This is a genomic window from Flavobacterium aeripolare, assembly GCF_013294025.1.
In the GTDB taxonomy this organism is placed as follows: domain Bacteria; phylum Bacteroidota; class Bacteroidia; order Flavobacteriales; family Flavobacteriaceae; genus Flavobacterium.
On the sequence record NZ_JABSNL010000037.1, the window covers coordinates 1 to 1,189 of the forward strand.

Here is a 1,189-nt window from a genome sequence, read left to right on the forward strand (position 1 = left end):
TGTTTTGACCCCTATAAAACAAGAGTATTATTCTAAATTTCGATTATTAATTATGCTGTTAATTTTTCCATTAAAATTAGATGTTTATCCTGGTTCCATTTTTCCATTGGTGTAATACGTCCTAATAGCCCATGTATCCTAGTATTGTTATAGAAAATCACATACCTTTTTAATATCTGTTCTATTTCTCCAAAAGTTCTATAATCAACCCTTTGGAACACTTCTTTTTTTAGAATTCCATGATAAGCTTCAATATGTGCATTTTCTTCAGGTGTGGCTACATGTGTAAATTCTTGCTGAACACCTATGATGCCTAGGTATTCACGAACACTTTTGGCAATAAATTGACTTCCATTATCACTTCTAATAACTACGTTTTCAGGGTATTGGTATTCTAAAAATAAATCAGAAAGAAATGTTATTACTTTGTTTTGCTTTATTGAAAAAGAAAAATAATCTTTTAAAATTCTACGGGTATGAACGTCTATGATTGATAGTAAGTAGGCATTTTTACCTACACTAGGAATCCAAACCATCTTAATATCCATTTCTATACACTGAAATGGCCTAACAGTAATAACCTTTCTATATTTTACAAACTTACGCCCAGAACCACTCCTGTTTATCCTATTTTCGAGTTTTAATAAGCCTTCTTCTTTCATAATTCGGTATAGCTTTTTGTGATTAATCGTATATCCTTCTCGATGTAAGTAAGAAGTCATTAAGCGGTATCCGCAGTCTATAAATTCATGGCTTAAAATCTCTTTAACTGATGCAATAACAGTTTCTTGACTCACCATTCCCTTGGACTTATTATAAGTAAAGACACTAGGCTTATTACCTTTTTTGCCAAGACTTGGCCTACGGTAATAACTGCTTTGATTCATACCTAAGATACAAATGACTTTGCTTTTACTGATTTTATATTTGCTACAAATACTATCAACTAAATCTTTCTTGGATCGGATGTCCCAAACTTTTTTTTTAAAAGTTCACGTCCAATCTCTAGTTCAATTTCTTTATTAGCTAATAATTTGCGTAAAATTCTGTTCTCTTCCTCAGCTTGCTTTAACTCTTTGCTACGATCGTCATGAGTAACTTTTAAGCCTGCCTCTCCTTGTTTCTCATGCTTCTTCTTCCAACTATACAAACTTCCTGTACTAACACTGTATTTACGACAGGTTTCTAC

Annotated in this window: 2 protein-coding genes; both read right to left on the bottom strand. The window is 32.2% G+C overall.

Features of this window, described 5'->3' with window-relative positions; translation table 11 throughout:
* Nucleotides 1-50 precede the first annotated feature (50 nt).
* Complete coding sequence (locus HNQ00_RS16255) at nt 51-968, bottom strand: IS3 family transposase (RefSeq protein WP_173839554.1); 918 nt, start codon at nt 966-968, stop codon at nt 51-53.
* A partial coding sequence (locus tag HNQ00_RS16260; RefSeq protein ID WP_173839553.1) for a transposase occupies nt 947-1,189 on the bottom strand: 243 nt, incomplete at its 5' end. The genes HNQ00_RS16260 and HNQ00_RS16255, both read right to left, overlap by 22 nt.